General features: G+C 36.5%; 22 protein-coding genes. 2 read left to right on the top strand and 20 right to left on the bottom strand.

Translation table 11 applies throughout. The features are described 5' to 3' along the window. Positions 1–44 precede the first annotated feature (44 nt). A complete protein-coding gene (locus HCJ45_RS02485) occupies positions 45–263 on the bottom strand; it encodes a hypothetical protein (RefSeq protein ID WP_187123927.1) in 219 nt (72 codons plus the stop codon). Further along, entirely contained in the window at positions 256–1,329 is a 1,074-nt protein-coding gene (locus tag HCJ45_RS02490) for a M42 family metallopeptidase (protein WP_185347935.1), read from the bottom strand. The genes HCJ45_RS02485 and HCJ45_RS02490 overlap by 8 nt, the downstream gene beginning before the upstream one ends. Before the next feature lie 211 nt (positions 1,330–1,540). Here HCJ45_RS02490 and HCJ45_RS02495 point away from each other — a divergent pair, with 211 nt between their 5' ends. After that, positions 1,541–1,852, top strand: coding sequence for a PepSY domain-containing protein (locus HCJ45_RS02495; RefSeq protein WP_187123928.1), 312 nt, complete (start codon positions 1,541–1,543; stop codon positions 1,850–1,852). Positions 1,853–1,912: 60 nt separating this feature from the next. Here HCJ45_RS02495 and HCJ45_RS02500 read toward each other — a convergent pair whose 3' ends face one another. From HCJ45_RS02500 to HCJ45_RS02565, 14 genes are all read right to left on the bottom strand, one after another. After that, positions 1,913–2,221 carry a PTS sugar transporter subunit IIA gene (locus tag HCJ45_RS02500; RefSeq protein ID WP_187123929.1) on the bottom strand — a complete coding sequence of 103 codons (309 nt, stop codon included), beginning with the start codon at positions 2,219–2,221 and terminating at the stop codon, positions 1,913–1,915. Between the two features lie 6 nt (positions 2,222–2,227). Next, positions 2,228–4,498, bottom strand: a complete 2,271-nt coding sequence (locus HCJ45_RS02505) for a glycoside hydrolase family 3 C-terminal domain-containing protein (protein WP_187123930.1) — start codon at positions 4,496–4,498, stop codon at positions 2,228–2,230. 30 nt (positions 4,499–4,528) lie between these two features. Next, the gene (locus tag HCJ45_RS02510; protein WP_185347930.1) at positions 4,529–4,831 is read right to left on the bottom strand and encodes a PTS sugar transporter subunit IIB; all 303 of its coding nucleotides are present in this window, start codon (positions 4,829–4,831) and stop codon (positions 4,529–4,531) included. A gap of 12 nt (positions 4,832–4,843) precedes the next feature. Next, complete coding sequence (locus HCJ45_RS02515) at positions 4,844–6,142, bottom strand: PTS sugar transporter subunit IIC (protein ID WP_187123931.1); 1,299 nt, start codon at positions 6,140–6,142, stop codon at positions 4,844–4,846. A gap of 157 nt (positions 6,143–6,299) precedes the next feature. Beyond that, complete coding sequence (locus HCJ45_RS02520; RefSeq protein ID WP_187123932.1) at positions 6,300–8,213, bottom strand: BglG family transcription antiterminator; 1,914 nt, start codon at positions 8,211–8,213, stop codon at positions 6,300–6,302. Positions 8,214–8,263: 50 nt separating this feature from the next. Next, positions 8,264–8,512, bottom strand: coding sequence for a metal-sensing transcriptional repressor (locus HCJ45_RS02525; RefSeq protein WP_187123933.1), 249 nt, complete (start codon positions 8,510–8,512; stop codon positions 8,264–8,266). 133 nt (positions 8,513–8,645) lie between these two features. Further along, a complete protein-coding gene (locus HCJ45_RS02530; RefSeq protein WP_187123934.1) occupies positions 8,646–9,494 on the bottom strand; it encodes a YtnP family quorum-quenching lactonase in 849 nt (282 codons plus the stop codon). A gap of 52 nt (positions 9,495–9,546) precedes the next feature. Further along, complete coding sequence (gene trmB, locus HCJ45_RS02535) at positions 9,547–10,197, bottom strand: tRNA (guanosine(46)-N7)-methyltransferase TrmB (RefSeq protein WP_187123935.1); 651 nt, start codon at positions 10,195–10,197, stop codon at positions 9,547–9,549. Positions 10,198–10,203: 6 nt separating this feature from the next. After that, positions 10,204–10,986 carry a phosphotransferase family protein gene (locus tag HCJ45_RS02540; protein ID WP_187123936.1) on the bottom strand — a complete coding sequence of 261 codons (783 nt, stop codon included), beginning with the start codon at positions 10,984–10,986 and terminating at the stop codon, positions 10,204–10,206. A 239-nt stretch (positions 10,987–11,225) separates the two neighbouring features. Then, the gene (gene mdrM, locus HCJ45_RS02545; protein WP_187123937.1) at positions 11,226–12,689 is read right to left on the bottom strand and encodes a multidrug efflux MFS transporter MdrM; all 1,464 of its coding nucleotides are present in this window, start codon (positions 12,687–12,689) and stop codon (positions 11,226–11,228) included. After that, entirely contained in the window at positions 12,686–13,126 is a 441-nt protein-coding gene (locus tag HCJ45_RS02550; RefSeq protein WP_187123938.1) for a MarR family winged helix-turn-helix transcriptional regulator, read from the bottom strand. The genes mdrM and HCJ45_RS02550 overlap by 4 nt, the downstream gene beginning before the upstream one ends. Positions 13,127–13,352: 226 nt before the next feature. Then, positions 13,353–14,222 (bottom strand): D-amino-acid transaminase, encoded by an 870-nt coding sequence (gene dat / locus HCJ45_RS02555; RefSeq protein ID WP_185347905.1) that lies wholly within the window; start codon positions 14,220–14,222, stop codon positions 13,353–13,355. A 112-nt stretch (positions 14,223–14,334) separates the two neighbouring features. Continuing rightward, positions 14,335–15,747, bottom strand: coding sequence for a dipeptidase PepV (pepV, locus tag HCJ45_RS02560; protein WP_185395572.1), 1,413 nt, complete (start codon positions 15,745–15,747; stop codon positions 14,335–14,337). A 71-nt stretch (positions 15,748–15,818) separates the two neighbouring features. Beyond that, positions 15,819–16,232, bottom strand: coding sequence for an NUDIX hydrolase (locus HCJ45_RS02565; protein ID WP_185395571.1), 414 nt, complete (start codon positions 16,230–16,232; stop codon positions 15,819–15,821). Positions 16,233–16,336: 104 nt separating this feature from the next. Between HCJ45_RS02565 and HCJ45_RS02570 the strand changes: the two genes are divergently transcribed. Next, on the top strand, positions 16,337–17,167 hold the full coding sequence (locus tag HCJ45_RS02570) for an NAD(P)H-hydrate dehydratase (RefSeq protein WP_185395570.1): 831 nt from the start codon (positions 16,337–16,339) through the stop codon (positions 17,165–17,167). A 42-nt stretch (positions 17,168–17,209) separates the two neighbouring features. Here HCJ45_RS02570 and HCJ45_RS02575 read toward each other — a convergent pair whose 3' ends face one another. The 4 genes from HCJ45_RS02575 to HCJ45_RS02590 form a co-directional block, all read right to left on the bottom strand. After that, the gene (locus tag HCJ45_RS02575) at positions 17,210–17,866 is read right to left on the bottom strand and encodes a phosphatase PAP2 family protein (RefSeq protein WP_185395569.1); all 657 of its coding nucleotides are present in this window, start codon (positions 17,864–17,866) and stop codon (positions 17,210–17,212) included. Between the two features lie 9 nt (positions 17,867–17,875). Next, positions 17,876–19,489, bottom strand: coding sequence for a putative polysaccharide biosynthesis protein (locus tag HCJ45_RS02580; RefSeq protein ID WP_185395568.1), 1,614 nt, complete (start codon positions 19,487–19,489; stop codon positions 17,876–17,878). A 110-nt stretch (positions 19,490–19,599) separates the two neighbouring features. Further along, positions 19,600–21,213, bottom strand: a complete 1,614-nt coding sequence (locus HCJ45_RS02585; protein WP_185395567.1) for a putative polysaccharide biosynthesis protein — start codon at positions 21,211–21,213, stop codon at positions 19,600–19,602. 78 nt (positions 21,214–21,291) lie between these two features. Next, positions 21,292–21,729 (bottom strand): hypothetical protein, encoded by a 438-nt coding sequence (locus HCJ45_RS02590; RefSeq protein WP_185347886.1) that lies wholly within the window; start codon positions 21,727–21,729, stop codon positions 21,292–21,294. Positions 21,730–21,755: the final 26 nt, after the last annotated feature.

Below are 21,755 nucleotides of genomic sequence, written 5' to 3' on the forward strand. Positions count from 1 at the left end.
TTACGTAAGAAAAAAGTTCGGCTTTTACGAAAAAGCCAAACTTTTCATCTCACTTTAGAACGCGCTTTTTTCCGCTTTTGATAATCACCATAATATCCAAAAATCAACGTTAGCGCCCCTGCTACAAAAGTAGTTATAATCCAACCAAATTCCGTTGCTCGAAAATAGGAGACTTTTACAGCATAGCCTAGAAAAAAGACAAGACTTGCTGTTACAAGGATAGCCCCCACTAAAAGCACTGGATTTTTTACAATTTTATGCATTGTTTTTGATAGTTTCAAAAGTCGTTTTATCTAATCCACGAATAAGGGTTGTAATCATTTCTTTCGCAGCCGCATAATCATCCACATGTAAAATGGAATTAGTAGAATGGATATATCGTGCTGGAACACCAATGACAGCGCTAGGAATACCACTTAACGATGTATGGACTTTCCCTGCATCCGTGCCACCTGGTGAAACAAAATATTGATATGGAATATGGTTTGTTTCTGCTGTATCTAATAAAAACTCACGCATACCACGATGCATAATCATTGTCCGGTCAAAAATTCGCAATAAGAATCCTTGACCAATCTGGCCAAATTGCGATTTATTTCCAGTTGTATCATTAGCCGGGCTAGCATCCAGCGCAAAGAATAGGTCTGGTTGAATCATATTAGCACTAACACCCGCACCGCGCAAACCTACTTCTTCTTGAACATTCGCTCCGGAAAATAATGTATTAGGTAATGATTCACCTTTTAGTTCTTTTAAAAGTTCAATGGCAAGACCAACACCATAACGATTATCCCAAGCTTTTGCTAAAATTTTCTTTGGATTAGCAAGTGGCGTAAATTCAGCAACAGGAACAATAAATTGCCCAGGTTTAATCCCGATTTTTTCGGCATCTGCTTTATCATCTGCACCAATATCAATCAATAAATTCTTCGGATCAGTAGGTTTGCTTCGTTCCGCTTCTGACAACAAATGTGGCGGAACAGAGGCTACCACTCCAATGACTGGACCATTCGGCGCCATCACCTGTACTCGTTGTGCTTGGAGAACTTGCGGATTCCAACCACCAATTGTTTGAAAACGAATCATTCCATTTTCTGTAATTTGCGTTACCATAAAACCAACTTCATCCATGTGCCCAGCAACTAGCACTCGCGGACCATCTGCTGCTCCATTACGTACACCAAATATACCGCCTAGTCCGTCTTGGATTATTTCGTCTGAAACAGGTGTAAGTTCTTTTCGCATAAAAGCACGAATTCGATGCTCATCTCCTGAAGTTCCCTGTAATTCCGTTAATTCTTTAAACATCGCCAACGTTTCTTTTTCCATTAATAATCAACTCTTTCCGTCTGAAATCTCTTTTATTATAACAAATATTACGCGTTCATGCTCATAATGCCTTCCATTTTTTCGAAAGCGTGTTCAAAAAAACTTTTATAATCAAAAATTTGTAGTATAATGGTTAAAAGAGATGCGTATAGTTGCTTTTACTATGCCATTTTAAAAAAAAGTATAGGAAAAACACTAGGGAGGCAAAACAATGAACTGGAAAGCTTTCATTGCCGGCGTAGGAGCAGGTGCAGCAGCTGGACACCTTGTTTATCATTATTTTCTAAACGATAAGACAATTTCAGGTGATGTTATTTTAGAAAATGTGAAAAACGCATTTAAACAAGACGGACCAATTGAGGGTTCATGGATTCAACTTAAAAAACAACACTACAAAAAATTTGCGATTGATACTTTTGTTTATCACGGCGGCATCACATGTATTCGTGAAGGGGAGAAAAAACAATACGAATTTATTGCCGATGCTAACACCGGAACAATTATCGATGTGTATTTAGCTTAATGGTTTAAAACAAATTAAAAAAGAGATTCTCTACTATTCAAGTGGAGAACCTCTTTTTTATTATTTCATTTCTTTCCAAATTGCAATCATTTCATAAGCAACGTCCCGCAATGTATAGGTCGTCATAAACTGGTCTTCCGCATGCATAAATAAAATCGAAATTTGAACGTCTCCACCGTCTGCCTCTTTTTGAATTAATTGAACATGATTTTTATGTCCTTCACTCAAAAATTCATTCGCTTCATCTATTTTCTGATACGCTTCATCAAACTTTCTTTCTCTACCAAGTTTCATCGCTTCTATGATACAACTTCTTGCTGCTCCAACCGAGCTAATTATCTGAAATGACGCAAGTTCCATACCTTCCATTTTGTGTTAACCTCCTACGATTGTTACTTGACCGACTAAATTTGTATCAGAACTTCCGCCAACGAAAACCTGTATACCGCCCGTCTCCATTTCATATTTATTATTTATAGACCAAATTTCAAAAGCCGTTTTATCTAATTCAAATGTTATTGCTACTTTTTCATTAGGCTCTATTCGAACTTTTTTAAACGCTTTTAATTCTTTCTTTCGTCTCGTTATACTCGCTTCCATATCGTGAATATAAAGTTGCACGACTTCTTCTCCTGTTATTTCAGAAGTGTTTTCAACGGTAACGGTAATTGCTACGGTTTCTCCAGCTAACAAAGAGGAAATCGTTACAAATTCTTTTGGAATATTTATATCCTGGTAAGCAAACGTACTATAACTTAAACCGTAACCAAACGGATAAAGCGGCTTTCCAGTTAAGTCAAAATAGTCTTCCTTATATTCCACTGCTTTTTGATTATAATAAACTGGTATTTGACCAGAAGATGCAGGAATACTAACAGGAAGCTTGCCTGATGGATTATATTGACCAATTAGAACTTCCGCTATTGCTGCTCCTCCCATACTACCTGGATACCAAGCTGTCAGAATCGCATCTGCTTCTTTACTAATCTCTGGAATAGCAATTGGTCGACCTTGTATCATTACAACAATAACCGGTTTATTAGTACGTTTCATCGCACGGAATAAATCTAACTGCACTTCTGGAAGAGCAATATCAGATACATCCACATTTTCTCCAGCATCCATATTCGGACCCTTCGAACTAACTGCACCGTTATTTAAAAATTCCATATTGAAGTTTCTTGCACTTGAACCACCAAGCACTAGAATAATAGCGTCTGATTTTTCTGCCATCGCTTCTGCCTGCGCAATACCACCGTCGACTTCTTCGCGAATATCCGAACCTTTTTCATAAAATAATTCCCATTCTTGCGGAAGAATATTTTTTAGTCCAGCTAAAACAGTCACACATTCTTCTTCATTTTGAGGAGCTGTATAATCTCCAAGTTGATTGTAGAGTGCATCTGCATTCGGGCCAACAATCGCTAGTTTTTTACGCTCACCTTTTAACGGTAATGTATTAGCTTCATTTTTCAAAAGGCAAATTCCTTCTCTAGCAGCTTGTAAATTAAGTTTTTTCCAATTAGGAGACACATCTGGCATTATTTCATCGACAAAAGGATTTTCAAATAGCCCAAGTTCAAATTTCACTCGTAAAATTCGGCGGACCGCTTGATTGACCACTTCTTCCTCCAAGACGCCCTCGGTTACACTCGCCTCTAAAAACGGAAAGACATTATCCCATAAACTTAAATCTACACCAGCTTCTATCGCCATTTTAGCGGCTACTTTAGGATCCGGATTTAATTTTAATAATCGATCTAATGCACAACCGTCTGCCATCACAATTCCTTTAAAGTCCATTTCTTCTCGCAAAATGGTTGTTAGTAGCTCTTTATTCGCATGACAAGGTACACCATCAATCTCGTTATACGCAGCCATCACACCTAAAGCGCCACTTCTTATTCCAGCACGTAAAGGCTCTAAGAAAATTTCTCTAAGTTCTCTTACACCAATCGAAACTGGACCAGAATTATGACCACCAACAGGTTCTCCCTGTGCTGCAAAATGTTTTAAAATTACAGCAACTTTACTATCTTTTTGAAAACCTGTTGTAATGGCAGCCGTTAATTCTGCGGCAAGATATGGGTCTTCTCCGTAACATTCTTCCGCTCTTCCCCAGCGTGGATCGCGAAGAATATCAAGCGCTGAAGCAAGTGCCAAATGAACTCCTTTTTCAGAGATTTCTTCGGCAATCGCTTCCGCTACTTGTTGTTGTAATTCTGGATGAAATGAAGCTGCTCGCGCAAGGTTTACAGGATACGATTCACTATCTAGCGCCTGATGACCGTGTGGAACTTCTTCCGCTAATAAAACCGGAATTCCTAATCTTGTATTCTCCATCACATAACGCTGAATCATATTAGCGACTTTTGCAGAATGCACTCGTGAAATACCAGTATCCTTATTCATTTTCGACCATGGATCAGCTCGGAATAGACCATATAAAGCACCTATCCCTTCAAAACGAGCTACCTCTTGTTTAAAATCATCTGTAATTTGAAATACCTCTCCATTTCTCGAAAAAGCATTCCAACCATACATGCGCTGATTCAATTGCCCACATTTTTCTGCGAGCGTCATCTGGGAAATCAAGTCTTCTACACGATCTTCCACAGGCTTTGTTTTATCTAAATAAATTGCCATTAGCTTTCCTCCTTGCGAGAGTATTACGTTTTACTTCAGTAGATCCAATGCGACATCTAGTACTTTCTCGCCATTCATCCGTCCATAATCAACGACATCAATGACTGTAACTGGAATATTTCCGCTTACTACTTCCATCACTTTATCTTTCATATAACTAACTTGTGGCCCAAGCAAAATAACATCTGCTTTACGCCAGTTTTTCTCAAAGTCCGTTTCAGAAATAGCCCAAATAGATACTTCTAATTCACGTTCTTCTGCAACTCGTTCCATTTTTCGAACAAGAACACTTGTAGACATTCCCGCATTACACATTAACATAATATTTTTCATTAATACGTCCTCCTATGCCGCTTTTACTCGATCGTTCGCTTTTAAGAATGGTAAATATAGAAGTACACAAACGCCGATTAAAAAGATTTGGAATACAGCTGCACGCCAGTCTCCACCAGTCGCTAGGAATCCTGATGCCACAACCGGAGTCGTCCACGGAACCATAACTACAACTTCAGAAATCAATTGGAGTTTTGTCGCTATATACGCTAGACCTAAACATAATGGTGTAGAGATAATAAATGGAATCATTAAACTTAAGTTATAAACAATTGGTAGTCCGAAAACAACCGGTTCATTAATATTAAATAGACCTGGAGCAGAGGAAAGTGTTGCAATTTCACGATAATCTTTACGTTTAGACCAGATAAAGATAGCGATTAATAAGGCAATTGTATTTCCGCCTCCACCCATAACACCAAAAATATCACGGAAAGTTGTGTTAATAATATGTGGAATTTCTGCATGATTAGCAAACGCCGTCATATTTTCTTGCATATTAGCGAGTAGCACAGGATCCATAATCGGACCAAGAATACCACTTCCAGCAATACCAATAGAATATAGCATTTGAGAAATTGTCATTAACGTTAAGAATCCAGGCACACTTGTTACAAGGAATGTTAATGGTTTTTGAATAAGTGTACTAATTAATGAATACAAGTTTAGACTGAATAGTGTTGCCACTAAGAAAGAGATAAATGCAAAAATAAGAACTGTTAACATTGTTGGGATAAGTACATTAAATGATTTAATAACTGCTGGTGGAACACTATCCCCTGAAATACGAATCTTCATTTTTTCGCTCTTTGAAAGACGAATAAATACTTCTGTTGAAAGTAATGCCGTAACAATACCAACAAACATCCCTGCAGAGCCCATTAATGAAAGTGGTAATACACCAGTCACTTCAACTGTTTTTTCTGCGCCCATTGGAACTACTTCTGTAATAGCAGGTACAAAAATAACAATTAAAGCAATCGTCATAAGTGCTGGAGCAAAAGGATTTTCAAATTTACGATTTTGCGCTAGGAAATAAGAAACGGATGCGCCAATTAAAATAGTGATTATTCCAAGCGTCCCGTTTACAATACTATTACCTAGGTTTTGCCAAGTAGTTAGTGTTTCTGAACTAATAATGGCGGACATAAAACCATCCGGCTTGATAATTACGTTATTAATTAAAACCATAAATCCTGCTAACATAATAAAAGGTAAAATAGTAGCAAATGCATCACGCATGGACTTCAAATGAATTTGATTTCCAAGCTTCTGTGATAACCAACTTAATTTCTCGATGAATTTTTTCAATTTCTTAAACCTCCTTAGATATTACAATAAGTGTAGCGCTTTCTTTCTAGTAAATAAATCCAGTCTTTTTCCCCATTAAATTAGTAGATGCGGAAATAAAGAAAAAAACTCCCATTTTTCTGTTTAAAAAGGAGCTTTTCTTACTGCAGTTATCTTCTTAAATCGTTCGCAGCACACGCATAAAGCTATCAAAATCGGTTACTCGTTTAAGTTCATTCATCGCTTTAGGGTTTTCTACTAAATCGCTAATTAGCGTATAGAGCGTCGCCAATCGCTTTTGTTCTTCATTTTTTACCGCTAACATAAAAACTACTTGCGCTCGCTTTTCCTCGTTCCAATCTACTCCAGCAGGACAAATACATACTGCAATAACTGTTTCTAAAACTTCCGCTTCCACTGGATGAGGGGCAGCAAGTCCATTTCCCAAATAAGTCGGCACAATTTCTTCGCGTTCAATAAGTGACGGCAAGTAATCAGCACCAACTAGCTGCTTTTGTCGTAAAAGTCCCGCTAAATCAGCTAATATTTCTGCTTTATTTGTTTTCGTACTAATTAAAAACAGTCCTTCACGAAAAATTTTTTCGAATTCTAATTGGTTTTCTGCTTCATCTGTTTTCAATAATAAAGAAATGTTTTCAATATCTTCTTTCGTTAAAAATGGCGATACTTGGACTACTGGATGTCGCGTTGTTTGCAATGGAACTGTTGAAATAACAAAGTCACAAGAGGTACCCTTTGTTTTATAGTCCTTAAATGAATATACTCCGACAATATCCAAGCTCCCAGCAAATTGTTTTCTTACTTTAGACTCAAGTAATTGGGATGTTCCTAGCCCAGAAGCACAAACTATTAACACTTTTTGCTTTTGATGTACAAATTCTTTATCAAGTCCATATAAAAAATGAATGGCTAAATAACCTGCTTCCGCCTCATTAACCTCTGTTTTCAACTCTGTTTCTAATACATCTTTTGCCACTAGACCTAGTTCAAACGCAAATGGATAGTTCTCTTTTAAATTTTCCAAATAAGGATTTTGGATGTTCATTTTAAATTTAATTCGATTAATGGCTGGTTTTAAATGCAGCGCAATATTTGAAACCATCTTTCGGTCTTGTTGAAAGTCATAACCATACAGCCGTTTAATTTGCTCTAATATTTTATCCACAATGATATATTCACGGTAATTATTAAATCCACTTTTCCAATTTTTCGCGCTTAAATGTAATAAAATATAGGAAATCTCACTTTCTGGAAAATGAATTTTTTCCGCAAGTTCAATTTCTTTCATAATTGTTTGTGCCGCTCGTAATTCAGACATACTAAATTCAATATCTTCTAAATCGGTTGCCGTAATATAACAGTTTTCTTTGACACGTGAAACGGCAATTGCAATATGGATAATTAAATTTTTAACGGAAATATCTGTCATATGAATATTATATTTTGCTACATTGGAGACAACAATTTCGAGCATTTTTTCTAAACTTACATCATGAAAAAAAGTTCTTTCTGTTTCCGTGATTAGCGGGGTAGCAGATTCTGCAAGTAAATATCTAGAGTAACAAAAACGAATTGCTAACTCTGTCCCAGAAATCCGGATACCGTAACCCGCCCTTCTTTCAACGGATAATGAATAATCTTTCAGCTTTTCCTTTACTTCTAAAATATCGGAATTTATGGTTGACTTACTGACGAAAAGTTCTTCTGCAAGTGTTTCCAGCTTAACGTAATCATTTTTTAATAGTAAATAACGAATAATATAATCTGCTCGCTCTTCTGCAAACATGGGAACAATATTCATATTTGATTGTCCGGTGGAATCGTCTAACAGCAATTCTTGAAGTGCCTTTTCATCTTCTATAATTAAACGATAACCTACACCTGGAAGAGATTCAATTTTGTTTCCAGCAACTTGTAGTAAAGGATTAATAGCCTTAATATCATTCCGAATTGTTCTAGGGGTGACCGCTAATGATTCACCGATCTCTCTTCCACTAATATAGGACATTCTTAAATAAAGCATATGGACTATTTTGCGCCATCTTGGCAATAATAATTGGGAACTACTCATCCGGATTATCCTCCTCGCACCAATAACATCACTCTAACCATAATAGACAATTAACGAATATAGCTGTCTATTTTCTTTTTAACGATTACTTCATCTATTTCGCCTTGCTTAATAAGCTCTTTCATCTGTTCAGTGTAAATCACTTTTGCTGCTGCGTCCATTGCTTTTTTTACTGCACCAATTTGCTGCATAATCATTTCGAAGTCGCGTTCTTCTTCAGTCATATTTTTTATTGAGCGCACATGCCCTTCAATTTTAGCAAATCTTGTTATCAATGCTTTCCGATCAACCTGTTCCACTTATATACCCCCTTACAGTATTTACAGTTAATCCCCCTACCCGGGTTATTAATTTGGCTTCATTGAGCGATTTATAATTCTATAATACCATATAATATAAATACCCTCAAAAAAAGAAGCGTTTAAACACTTCTTAAGTTCGGTTATTAATTTGGTAACTCTGCTGAATATCTCCATTTGCAGCTATTTTAACAGCCCGGAATCTTGCATCATGATAAGATAAAAACCAATAATTTTCTCCAAATGTTTTTTCAAAAATAGTTTGTTTTGCGGCAATGGATGTCATTGGATAATCATCATATGCGGTAACCCAAAGAACATTTTGGTGAGCAAATGTTGGAAAAATATCCGCCATATGAACAGCTTTTTCTCCGTTTGATTCCAACCAAATAATTGCATGTCCCTCACTATGCCCTCCAGTAAGTTCCATTTTTATCGCTTTATTGATTTGTATTTCCTTTTCAAAAGTATGAATTTGTGACTCAATTTGCTCCCAATTTTCTTTCCAGTATGTCGCCTTGGAACGAATGTTTGGTTGTTGCATTTCATCCCATTCCGTCTTAGAAGTCCAAATTTCAGCGTTTTTAAAAACAGAATGGTAACCTTCTTTAGAAACACCTGTCAAACCAAGCACATGATCAAAATGTAAATGTGTCATTAAGACATAATCAATATCTTCTGGAGAGACACCTAGTTTAGCTAAATCTTCCAGTACGTGTGATTCTTCTGTCACACCATAATTACGTTTTTGTTTTTCTGTTAAACGATTATTCCCTATTCCACTATCAATTAAATAATTTTTTCCTTCAAATCGAAAAAACATTGGATCCGTCACAGTCGCAAGCTGATTATTTTTATTTGCTGGATATTTTTTCTCCCAAAGCGGCTTAGGTACAACACCAAACATCGCACCTGCATCAAAATGTGTGTAACCGCCTCTTAACCAATATATCGTAATATCACCAATTTGAATTGTATCCATTATACATTCCTCCCTTAAAATATAAAAACCAGATGCAGTAAATGCACCTGATTCATCCTTCGTCTCTATCAAATTTTGCTTCAAGCCGATAAATCGGAAATCCTTTAGCTGAAAATTTTTCTTCATATTCAGTTTTGATATTTCCTTCATAATCGCTATTATGTAAATCAAGCGAAACAAAAGTGAGTAGCATATTATAGGCAGAAAACGCTACTAATGAATATTCAAATAAGCTGCGATTATCTGTTTTAAAATGAATTTCTCCTGCTTTCGGTAAAAGTCGTTCATAAATAGCAAGGAAAGTAGGATTGGTTAGACGACGTTTTGTATGGCGTTTTTTTGGCCACGGATCTGAGAAATTAAGATAAATTTGTGCTATCTCCCCCTTCTCAAAACATTCTTCCAATAATTTAGCATCACGAGCCACTAAACGTAAATTGGGTACATCTGCTTCAATTGCCTTATCTAGCGCAGAAACAAGAACACTTTCAATCATTTCAATGCCAATATAGTTAATAGCTGGATTTGCTTTTGCCATTCCGCTTATAAACTGTCCTTTTCCAGAACCAATTTCGATATGAATTGGATGATCATTACCAAATACTTCTTGCCATTTTCCTTTTAGGTCTTCTGGGTTTTCAATATAAATTGCTGGAAATTCTTGCAATCTGTCTTTAGCCCATGGTTTATGTTTTACACGCATCGTTCTTTACACCTCATCATCTTCTATTGCATTTTGAAAAATTTGTTTTGCTCGTTCATTCGCTTCAAACGATTGATTTAAAGTCAACTGCATCACCGTTTGGCAAATTGTATACCATTTTAATTTGCGATGTAAATCCGGCGTTAAGGTTGTCCCATATTCAGAAAGCCACTTTTCCCACTCATTACGTGGAATATATTGGTATAAAATCATTCCAATATCATTTGCAGCATCTGCAAGCATTGCACCGTCCCAATCTACTAGAAACAATTCATTCTCCTCAGAAATAATCCAATTATTATGATTTACATCTCCATGACAAACGACATAATCCGTCTGTCCAATTGATGGAAGGTTTAAATCCAAGTATTGTATTGCTTCTATCATAGAAGGTGTCGTATTACTATAGGCAGCTACTTCTGTTTTTAACCGAGCCAGTAGTTGTTCTGCTGAAAAATAACAATTCTCGATTTTTTCTAGCATATGTTGCAAAGTTTCTGAATGATGAATTTTAGCAAGCAAGGCAGCCACCCTACTTCCATTCATTTCATCCCGCGTTAAAATATGACAGTTTACCCATTTTTGCGCTGTAATTACATCGCCATTTTCCACACGTCTTGTCCAAACAAGTTTTGGTACAATATTTTCTACAGAAAGTGCAGCTAAAAAAGGCGAAGAATTTCTTTTTAAAAAGAATTTTTCGTCTTCATGCGTTGCAACAAATGCTTGACCAGTTTCCCCACCAGCCGGCGCTATGTCATATTCTCTCCCAAAAAAATTATCTTTCATTTACATACACACCTTTTACTAGCTCTTTGCAACTTCCCTATGCCCTTTAAAAATACTTCCGAACAAATTGGTAACTATTCATGATTTTACTTCTCTTCACTCTTCTAGTCAAGTCAACATATGTTCGTTATTGCAATTTTTTATTTAAAAACACTACAAATAGAAGTATAAAAAAACCACCTAGGAAAATCCGATTAGACACAGATTCAACAGGTGGTTTTTCTAAATAATAATTATATTTATTCTGTTTTTTCGACGATTGGTTCTCTTGTGCTATTATTTTTTTTAATAAAGAGCGCTAAAATGCAAGCAACTACAGAAAGAATTCCTGCTACTAAAAAGGCTGTTTCAATTCCGTGAATAAGTACATGATTAGCAATCTCCGCTTTTGTTTTACCCATGACATCACTTGGGCCCATGTTTTTCGCAAAACTAGCTGCACTTTTTGACATAATAGTAATCAATGCTGCTGTTCCGATAGATCCTGCTACTTGCCTCATTGTATTAAACATTGCTGACCCGTGGGATGCAAGATTAAGTGGTAGTGAGTTAAGTGCAGCAGTTTGGAGTGGCATCATTACCATGGCCATTCCCGCTGAACGAATTGTTTGAATGATGATAATATACGTTAAAGTAGTAGATTCATCTAAACTTGTGAACATAAACGTAGAAACCGCCATAATGACCAAACCGACTAATGATAAATATTTCGCTCCAAATCGGTCAAATAATATCCCAGTCACAGGAGAAAGTATCGCAGTCACAAGCGCTCCTGGTAAAAGGACAAGCCCCGACTCAAGTGGAGAGAATCCACGAACTGTTTGTAAGAAAATTGGTAGTAAGAGCATTCCGCCAAAAAGCCCCATAACAACAAAGAAACTAATCGATGTCGTAAGCGCAAAAGTCGGATATTTAAATACTCTAAAGTTAAGAAGTGGTGCTTTGGAGCTTGTTTGATAACGAATAAATAATCCTAGTACAACTAAACCAAGAATAATAAATCCAGCTACTTTCCAAGTTAACCAAGCATGATCACCTGCATTACTAAATCCTAATAACAAGCTACCAAACCCAACTGTCGACATAATTACACCAAGAATATCGAGTTTCGGGAAAGTCCGCTTCCCAACATTTTTAAGTAAGAAAATTGCTACTACAATATCTAAAATCGCAAACGGAATAATAATAAAGAATAAATTGCGCCAATCATATTGTTGAACAATCCAACCTGAAAGTGTCGGACCAATTGCCGGTGCAAAGTTCATCGCTAAACCAATAAGCCCCATCGCCCGACCTCTTCGTTCCATCGGGAATAAATTTAATACAACAACGGTTAATAGCGGCATAACAATCCCCGCACCAACTGCTTGGACCATTCTCCCAGCTATTAGCATTGTATAGTCCGTTGCAAATCCGCCAACCGCTGTACCAATGGCAAAAGTAACCATTGCAAATAAATAAAGTTGACGTGTTGTAAATCGTTCAATCAAAAATGCCGTCATTGGAATCATGACACCATTCACTAACATAAATCCTGTGGATAACCATTGTCCTTGACTTGCTGTAATCCCAAAATCTCTCATAATACTTGGTAGCGCGACATTCATCAACGTTTGGTTGAGAATCGTAACAAAGGCGCCCATTAGCATAACAATTAAAATACCATTACGCTTCACTGATGTACTTGCTGCTTTCATATTCAATCTTGTGCACCTTCCCTTTCTAAAATGGTAATTATTTCTTGATGAATTTCTAACATTGCTTGAAGTTTTTCTTCCCCAACTTTTAAAATTGGTTCTAGACGATTGAAGAAAACATGATACGTTTCTGCTGCTTTGCTAGCACCTTTTTCAGTAAGCGCTAAGCTAAGTGCACGACGGTTACTTTCATTACGAGTACGCTCTAAAAAACCAGCTTTTACTAAGCGATCCACAATTCCAGAAACTGTACTTTTCCCCAATTTCATTCGTTCAGCTAGTTCTCCAAGTGTTAATTCAGATTCTCGCTGCAACTCTCTAATGGCGAGTAATTGCGTTGTTGTAATTTCTCTATTAGCTGCTTCTTCCGCTAATACATGGTGTGTTTTTCGTTGTACTTCGCGAAAAGAGAAAATCACTTCTTTCACTAACTTTTCTTCCATTATTTCCCCTCCGTACTGTTCGCAAGCAAATGTTTCGTATGCGAACTATTATCCTTTTGAATTATACACCTTGAAGAATATTTGTCAATCCCTTAAATTAAGCTGATTTCGAGTGAAAGCGCGGTCATTAAGCTCCCCGTAATAAAATAAAAGTTATATAATTTTTTACATATATGATACCCAATAAAAAAACCTTCCCGTTTTAAAGGAAGGTTGGAAGATTCATTTATTTAGCTACTGCTAATTCTCCGCAAGAACGAACAATTTCTTCAACAAAATAGCTATGCAATTGTGCGGTAATTGGTCCACGTTTTCCATCGCCTACTTGTACACCATCAATATGTGTAATAGGTGTAATTTCAATTGTTGTACTGGAAATAAAAACTTCATCTGCTTCACGAAGATCTGTCAACGTAAAATCAGCTTCTCGTACAGGAACTCCATTTTTTCTAGCAACATCTAAAATTACTTGGCGCGTAATACCATTTAAAATTAAATTATCTGCCGCATGTGTCCACAATACGCCATCTTTTATGATAGAAACATTAGATGCGGAACATTCGGTAACTTGTTCCCCGCGGTGTAAGATAGCTTCTAAAGCATTTTGTTGATGCGCTTTATTTTTTGCCATAATATTACCTAGTAAGCTTAAACTTTTAATATCACAACGTAACCAACGAACATCTTCTTCTGTAATGGCTGTTCCACCTTCAATAAATTGCTTTTCATTTCTAGGAACTTCGCGTGCTGCTGCTGTAAGTACTCCTTCCAGTGGAAAATCGTCAGGAATTACATGATTACGAGGATTTTGAACGCCACGAGTAACTTGTAAATAAACATTACCAGTATGAATGTTATTGGCTGCAACCAATGATTCTATTAATTTACGAAGTTCTTCTTTAGTGTAAGGAATAACCAAATCAATTTTTGCTGCACTCGCATATAAACGCTCGATATGCTCATCATATGTAAAAAATTGGCCATTATACAAACGAACCACTTCATATACACCATCGCCAAATTGATAGCCGCGATCTTCTACATCAACTGAGGCTTCATCTCTTTCCACTAAATGGTTATTTACTAATACTTTCATCTCAAGACACTCCTTGCTAGTTAATTTGTTGGAACTATCTAAAAACTTAATTAAATAGAGAAACTGCTGCAAAACTAAGCTTTGCAGCAGTTAATTTTTTCAATTATAACCCTTACTTTGCTAATTTGTAAAGTGCTTCGGCATAAATTGCTGTAGCTTTTAATAAATCATCAAAATAACTGAATTCATCTTTTTGGTGCATCGTATCTTCACGGCCTGGGAATAGTGCGCCAAACGCCACACCAGTCTCCATATGACGCGCATAAGTTCCGCCACCAATCGCAAGTAAAGTAGCTTCTTCACCTGTTTGTTTCGTATAAACTTCTTGCAAAGTTTGAATTAAAGGATGATCTTTTGGCACGAAAAGTGGTTTAGAATCACTGTAATGCGTATACTGCGCATTATATTCATATACAACTGTTTGCATTTTATTTTTTAGTTTGTCCATATTAGCTGTTACTGGATATCGGAAATTAAGTCCAAATTTTCCACCTTCTGCAACATCATAACGAATTACACCAACATTCATAGTTAATTCGCCACTTTCTTTATCTTCATAACTAATACCAAGTTTTACGGCACGAGAATCACCAAATAAATAATCACGACCAAATGTAACAAAATCATTTGCAGCACCAGTTAGTTTAAATTTACCTAAAAAGGCTACTAAATGAAGACCGGCATTAATTCCATTGTTAGGTTCCATCGCATGCGCGGACTTACCAACAAAATTAATTTTGACAGTTTTGCCATTTTCTTCTAATGTTCCTTCTACTGGGTGGTTAGCAAGGAAATTTTTGAAACTGCTTGAAAGTTCATCAAAGTCTTTCACGTTTTCGATAATTGCACTAGCATGATCTGGTACCATATTGTAGCGTTCGCCTGATTCGAAACTTAGTAAACGAAAGGCTGCTTCCCCACTTGCCTCTCCGTCTTTAAAAGATACATCTAATTCAGAAATACCTTTTTCTGCATGAATTATTGGGAATTCAGCATCTGGAACAAAACCAAGCGTTGGTTGTTCTTCTGTTTCGAAATAACGTTCTACACAGCTCATTCCGCTTTCTTCATCAGAACCAATGATGATTCGTACACGACGAGAAAGTGGCAAGCCTAATTCTTTGATGATTTTTAATGCATAATAACCTGCGATAGTTGGTCCTTTGTCATCTGCCACACCACGAGCATAAAGTTTTCCATCACGCAAAGTTGGTTCAAATGGTCCATTTGTCCAACCATCACCAACTGGGACAACATCCACATGACCTAAAACGCCAACAAGCTCTTCTCCTTGACCGTATTCTAGATGTCCTGCTACATTACCAACTTCTTTTGTTGTAAAGCCATCTTTCTTACCAAGGTCTATCATATAATCGAGTGCTCGTTTCACATCAGGTCCAAACGGCGCATCTTCTGTTTTTTTACTATCATCGCGAACACTAGGAATGCGAAGTAACCCTTTTAAGTCTTCTAGGAAATCATCTTTACGAGATTCCACTTCTTTTTGCCAATTAATTTCTGTCATCAATATTCCCTCCTTCAAACTTATCTTCTCTATTGTAAACTGTTTTTACGCAGCTTGGAAGCCGTAACTCCTTATTTTCTCATAAAACCTTTAATTGCTTCCATATCCCAGCGTTCCATACGAGAGGAGAAAACAATATCCATCCATTGTAAGCTATCCTTTTCAAGTGGTAAAAAGCGATACGCTTCATGTTCTTCTGATAGTTCAATTGCTCCGGTTTCCGGCATTTCAACTAAATAAATAACACCTGTAATTTGGTATTCTTCCTGAAAAAACTCCCATGTATCATATAAAATAAATGGCTGCACTTGTAATTTCGTTTCTTCATAAACTTCTCTAAAAAGTGCTTCCCCGTGTGTTTCACCGTAATTCATCCGTCCACCTGGGAGTTCAAAAACTTCTCCTTCGACACCTTTCTTTTTAAGCGCGAGAAATTTTCCGTCCTTTACGATGACGGCTTTTACGGCAGGATATATAGGTTTCATTTTACAAAAGCCTCCTTATCATTTAAGATAAACATGATTTATCTGTTCTTTATTTTACCCGGTTCGGTAGATAAAAGCCAGTGTCATAAGGAGGTTTCACAAAAGTGAAGAAAATTACACCAAAAGCAATGTGCGCCTGGATTCCAAAACGAGAAGATGAAACGCATAAGGGAGATTATGGTCGTGTATTAATAGTCGCTGGGAATAAGCAATTTGGTGGCGCTGCAATTATGGCTGCTGAAGCATGTGTTAAAAGTGGAGCTGGCTTAACAACGGTTGCTTCTGATAGCGTTAACCGCCCCGCCCTTCAAACACGTATTCCAGAATGTATGTTTATTGATTATGAAAATATCGCCAGTTTAAGTGAACAGATCCAACAGTTTGATACGATTTTAATTGGTCCTGGTCTTGGTTTAGATGCTTATGCAGAAGAAATTTTCCAATTGGTATTACAAAATGCTACCGACAAACAGCAAATTATTATTGATGGGGATGGCATTACAATTTACGCTAAAGGAGAAATTCCTCGTCCTGCTGCAAAATTAACTTTCACACCACATGCAGGAGAATGGGAACGGCTCAAAACGCTTGTCCCAAAAGCAGAGACAACCACAGAGATTGCGATGACTTTAGATGCCACCATCGTGCTAAAAGGTCATCGAACAAAAGTATATGCTGGAGAATCAGCATGGCAAAATATTTATGGAACTCCCGCGATGGCTACTGGCGGAATGGGTGACACGCTTGCAGGAACCATTTGTGGTTTAATGGCTCAAACAGAAAAACCAATAATTGGAACACTTGCTGCTGTTTTTCTGCATAGTTACATCGGTGAAATTCTTGCAAAAAAACGTTATGTCGTGCTTCCAACCGAAATCGCGGAAGAACTTCCAACATATTTGAAAATTTTTAGTGAAACAGATGAACATGCCTAAATAATAAGAAGCTACTCTCTATAAAAAGGAGCAGCTTCTTTTTTAAGCTATTTTTTTAAATTTATTTGCCCATAATGCTAATTTTTTACCCCAAAGGAAGTAGCAGCCAATAGAGCAAAAGACCACTGCATTTCCAATCAAGAAGCCACCAACCACATCACTTGGGAAATGAACACCTAAGTAAACACGAGTACACATAACAAACACTATGACAGAAAGCGCTAAAACAGCAATTGTAATACGTAACCATCTTTTACTCACATAGAGAATTAGGAAAAAAGCAAGCATTCCATAGAAAACTGTTGAACCAGTTGCATGTCCGCTTGGAAAGCTAAAACCGCCTTGTTCAATTAACTTATATGTCGGTCTTGGGCGCTGAACAATATTTTTAATAATAGATGGGATCAACGCACCACCCACCAACACTGTGCCACCAAACCAAATCGCAATATCAACTTTTCGCAAATAAAGCAAAATGACTATTCCAACTACAGTTAACAGACAAATCGTTGCTACCCCACCAATATCAGTTAAATATGAAATCGCCGTAGTTTTAGTATCTGTTATTCCGACTCGAATAATGCTATTCCAGTAATGATCAAATGTTTGTATCCAGTTTGCCTTCGTCATGACTCCTGACATAAAAAGAATAAAGCCAAGAAGACCAACGCCGCTAATAATAAATGGTGTTTTTTTCATATAATCCTCCTAGCGAATCCTTAATTTTTCACGTATTCTCGTTCCACGTGGACCAAATAACTTATCAGATAGGTGTAATTTAAACGCCATATAACCATAAAAAACTGCACCTATTCCACCACAAATTGCCGTTAAAAAGAATGCTGACATTTTATGATTTGGGCTAATAAAGTTTGCGAGACTCATATAAAGCCCAATAACAACCACACCCATTACAGCAGTCATTCCGATAAATAAGACCGTTCGTCGCATAATAATTTTGAAAGAAAAATGCACATATTTTTTTATAATAAGTAACATAAAAACACATGAAACGGCGTAACCCGCTCCTGTTGCCAAAATCGATCCTTTTGCTTCAAATAACATAATAAGCGGCATTTGCAATACAGATTTTGTAAGCAAACCAAGTAATAAACCAAGCACGGTAAAGCGTTGTTCATCAATCCCTTGAAGTACAGCAGCAGCAACACTAAATAAGGAAAATAAAACCGCAATTGGCGCAAATAATTGTAAAAGTTCTGTTCCATCATTACTCGGTGCAAAAAACACTGTAAATAATGGCCGAGCGAGCATTGCAATCCCAAAACAAGCTGGGATAGTTAAAAATAACAAAATTTGAAAAACATCATTCAGTTGCCGTTTCACTTGCGCGTATTCTCTTCTTACATAAGCTCCTGTCACAAGTGGAACTAAAGCCATTGAAAAAGCGATTGCGAGTGTTCCAGGAATCATAATTAGTTTTTGCACATCAAAGTTAATGATTGCTACATAGGAATTAACCATCGCCGGTGTTATTCCAATGTATTCAAGCACACGCCCTAGAGTAAATTGATCAATTAATTGATAGAGCGAGGTTGCTGATCCAACAATAATAAAAGGAATGGCTGAAAGAATAATATCTTTATATAGCCTAGGAATAGAAAGCTGGACTGTTCCACGATCCTCTAAAAGCATTTCATCTAGTCCTGGTTTTCGTTTATAAAAATACCAAAGTAATAAAAGCAAACTGGCAAAAGCGCCAACAAATGCCGAGAATGTCGCTACACTAACCGCAGTAACTACATTTCCATCAAGCACATACATCACAATAAATGTTCCTGAAAGCAAAAACATAATTCGGACTACTTGCTCTAATACTTGAGATACAGCAGAAGGTCCCATCGAATTATAGCCTTGGAAAAATCCACGTAATAAGCTCATTACTGGAATAATAAGTAGAGCAAAACTTACAGCACGTATAACCTGAATCCCATCTTCTAAACTATATCCGCCTTCTAATTGTTGCATCTTAGCAAGGGTCGGTGCGAGTCCATACATTGCTAAGAAACAAACTATTCCTGAGAAAATCATTAAGTAAACACCAGTTCTAAATAAACGTCGACCAACCGCATATTCTTCCATGGCATTATATTTTGCTATATATTTTGCAACAGCAAGTGGTATCCCCGCAGTTGCAACACTTAAGAACAATTGATACGGCACATAACCGAAATTATATAGAAGCGCTGGTTCATCTCCTCCAATAATCGCATAAAACGGAATCACGTACAATATTCCGAGCACTTTAGAGATTAATGTCCCAAGCGTCAGAATAAAAGTTCCTCTGAGCAGTTTTGAACCCATCGTCTAACTTCCTTTACATTAAATTATACATCCTTGTTTACTTTACCATTATCTGTTTTAAAAAAAAAGAACAAACCTAAATAAATATTGGCTTGTTCTTTATAAAACGTTTAATTCAAATGAAGTTTTTGACGAATTTTTTGCATCCGATCGCCTAGAATATAGTCAAGCAAACCAGCCTTCGCAGCAAGAAACGCATAAATATATGCTCCTACACCAGCAGATAAGATAACAATAAACAAAGCAGAAAATCTTACTTCCGGGTTTAAAAATAGTGCTAAGCCATGATAAACAAGCCAAACAACCGCAAGCATTACAAAACTTATTCCTAAAATTAAAACTAAACGACGGATAATATATTTAAATGAATAATTTGCATATTTTTTAATGATGAAAATGGTAAACACCACTGAAACAATATAGCCAAGACCTGTTGCAAGCGCGCCACCCTTTGCACCAAATAATAAAATAAGCGGCATTTGTAATACGGATTTTGTTAATAATCCAAGTAACAAGCTAAGTACTGTATATCGTTGTTCATCAATTCCTTGTAAAATCGCTGCAGTTACACTAAATAAAGAAAAGAATACCGCAAATGGTGCAAAAAAGCGAAGTAACATTGCTCCATCGGCATTATGACCATAAAATATGGTGTAAAGCGGATCAGCAAGTAACGCTATTCCTAAACAAGCTGGTACAACGAGAAATAGTAACACTTGAAAAACAGCTGTTAAATAATGATGTACTTCTCGCATTTTCCCTTTATTAAATGAAGCTGCAACTAAAGGAACTAATGTCATCGAAAATGCTAAAGCTAGCGTCCCGGGAATCATAATAATTTTTTGAACGGAAAAATTAAAGATGGACAACAAATCTTCTGCTGCTTTGCCAGATACTCCGTCATATGTTAGTACACGTGCAAAAGTAAATAAATCAATTTGTTGATATAAAGACATCGCCATACCGACAATAATAAAAGGAACCGCAGATATGGAGATTTCTTTTAGCAAATGGAAAGTTGATACTTGTAAACGATTATCACTTGTCGCTATCATTTTCTGAATTCCCGGTCGTCGTTTTTTATAATACCAAATAAGACATAGCAAACTAAAGAATGCACCAACGAAAGCTGCAAAAGTGGCTAAACTCATTGCGGTTACAAGACTTCCATTAATTAAATGAAGCACAATATAGGTACTAGCAAGCAAAAATACAATTCTCGCTATTTGCTCAATAACCTGTGAGACAGCAGATGGCCCCATAGAGTGAAACCCTTGGAAATAACCACGTAGCAAGCTCATAAACGGAATAATTAGTAAAGCAAAACTCACTGCTCGAATCACACTTGTAATATCTTCTATACTAGTTCCACCACTAACCTCTTGCATTCCGGCTAAAACAGGTGCAAAAATATACATAATTAAAAAACTAGCAATTCCTGTAAAAATCATTAAACGGGCACTTGATTTATACAGCCTTTGACTTAGCGCATACTCATTTAATGAATTATATTTTGAAATGTATTTGGCAACTGCAAGCGGAACACCAGCTGTCGCAATATTTAAGAATATTTGGTAAGGAACATACCCATATTGATAAAGTATAGTCGCATCTTCTCCACCTGCAATCCAGTAAAATGGAATAACATACAGAATTCCTAATATTTTAGATAACAATGTCCCGGCTGTTAGTACTGCCGTTCCTCGCATTAATTTTGAACTCATAATTTCTATTACCTCAATTGATTTTTTATTGAACGTTTTTTGTGTTTAGTATGTAAAAAAATCACGCAATTGCTACTTTTACTGCATTCTCCTAAGATTTAAAATGCAAGAAACGCTTAACGCAAGTAGCACAGCTGGTAAAATAAGCGAAATAAAGTTCATGTTAGTATTAATGAATGATAAAATCACGCCTAATACAGTAAATGCCATATAAAAATAATAAACTATTGGCGAAATAATATTCCCTTTTCTAAGTTTGGCATAGGAAAGAAATAACATAATCGTAAATGCTATACAAATTACCGCCATAATAGTTGTAGTCATAATAGTGTTTTGAATAAGGGCAGTTACACTCGCATTAGCAAGTACCTCTTTTCTTTGCTGAAGTGAAAAAAGACTCACAATCGAAATAGTACTTAATACAGCTTGGATAGTTGATATTATCGCAATTCCTAAAGTTATATTTTTAGTATTATTCAACATTCTAGCATGTGTTGGTTTTACTTCCGCAGTCATTCCTACAACTCCTCTTTATTAATCTA

The sequence above is a fragment of the Listeria immobilis genome, assembly GCF_014322845.1.
Taxonomy (GTDB): Bacteria; Bacillota; Bacilli; order Lactobacillales; family Listeriaceae; genus Listeria; species Listeria immobilis.

Coding starts and splice junctions, on each gene's coding strand:
- HCJ45_RS02485 (WP_187123927.1), bottom strand. CDS start 263: ATGCATAAAATTGTAAAAAATCCAGTGCTTTTAGTGGGGGCTATCCTT.
- HCJ45_RS02490 (WP_185347935.1), bottom strand. CDS start 1,329: ATGGAAAAAGAAACGTTGGCGATGTTTAAAGAATTAACGGAATTACAG.
- HCJ45_RS02495 (WP_187123928.1), top strand. CDS start 1,541: ATGAACTGGAAAGCTTTCATTGCCGGCGTAGGAGCAGGTGCAGCAGCT.
- HCJ45_RS02500 (WP_187123929.1), bottom strand. CDS start 2,221: ATGGAAGGTATGGAACTTGCGTCATTTCAGATAATTAGCTCGGTTGGA.
- HCJ45_RS02505 (WP_187123930.1), bottom strand. CDS start 4,498: ATGGCAATTTATTTAGATAAAACAAAGCCTGTGGAAGATCGTGTAGAA.
- HCJ45_RS02510 (WP_185347930.1), bottom strand. CDS start 4,831: ATGAAAAATATTATGTTAATGTGTAATGCGGGAATGTCTACAAGTGTT.
- HCJ45_RS02520 (WP_187123932.1), bottom strand. CDS start 8,213: ATGAGTAGTTCCCAATTATTATTGCCAAGATGGCGCAAAATAGTCCAT.
- HCJ45_RS02530 (WP_187123934.1), bottom strand. CDS start 9,494: ATGGATACAATTCAAATTGGTGATATTACGATATATTGGTTAAGAGGC.
- trmB (WP_187123935.1), bottom strand. CDS start 10,197: ATGCGTGTAAAACATAAACCATGGGCTAAAGACAGATTGCAAGAATTT.
- HCJ45_RS02540 (WP_187123936.1), bottom strand. CDS start 10,986: ATGAAAGATAATTTTTTTGGGAGAGAATATGACATAGCGCCGGCTGGT.
- HCJ45_RS02550 (WP_187123938.1), bottom strand. CDS start 13,126: ATGGAAGAAAAGTTAGTGAAAGAAGTGATTTTCTCTTTTCGCGAAGTA.
- dat (WP_185347905.1), bottom strand. CDS start 14,222: ATGAAAGTATTAGTAAATAACCATTTAGTGGAAAGAGATGAAGCCTCA.
- pepV (WP_185395572.1), bottom strand. CDS start 15,747: ATGACAGAAATTAATTGGCAAAAAGAAGTGGAATCTCGTAAAGATGAT.
- HCJ45_RS02565 (WP_185395571.1), bottom strand. CDS start 16,232: ATGAAACCTATATATCCTGCCGTAAAAGCCGTCATCGTAAAGGACGGA.
- HCJ45_RS02575 (WP_185395569.1), bottom strand. CDS start 17,866: ATGAAAAAAACACCATTTATTATTAGCGGCGTTGGTCTTCTTGGCTTT.
- HCJ45_RS02580 (WP_185395568.1), bottom strand. CDS start 19,489: ATGGGTTCAAAACTGCTCAGAGGAACTTTTATTCTGACGCTTGGGACA.
- HCJ45_RS02585 (WP_185395567.1), bottom strand. CDS start 21,213: ATGAGTTCAAAATTAATGCGAGGAACGGCAGTACTAACAGCCGGGACA.
- HCJ45_RS02590 (WP_185347886.1), bottom strand. CDS start 21,729: ATGACTGCGGAAGTAAAACCAACACATGCTAGAATGTTGAATAATACT.